Raw genomic sequence first — 278 nt, 5'->3', positions numbered from 1 at the left:
AGAACCACAAGTTACCAAGCGTGCTCCTGGTTTCATACACAACAGAGAACCGCTCCATGTCTCTGCACCTACGTGTTCAAAAACAACATCGACACCTTTTTTTTTGGTTAATTTGCGCACAACACCTTCAAAACGATCTTTACGGTAATTAATAACATGATCCGCACCAAGAGATTGTGCTTTTGCAATTTTTTCATCTGAACCGACAGTCGTGATAACTGTACACCCTTTTTGTTTTGCGAGTTGAATGGCTGCTGAGCCAATACCGGAACCACCTG

Annotated in this window: 1 protein-coding gene; it reads right to left on the bottom strand. The window is 42.8% G+C overall.

Annotated elements, in window-relative coordinates; translation table 11 throughout:
* Positions 1–278: zinc-binding dehydrogenase (locus ACFIO5_RS12600; RefSeq protein ID WP_375705587.1), on the bottom strand; the 278-nt coding region annotated here is incomplete at both ends.

The organism is Bartonella sp. AA86SXKL, from assembly GCF_042196885.1.
Note: the sequence above shows the minus strand (reverse complement) of the source record. Positions and strands in the feature narration are given on the sequence as shown.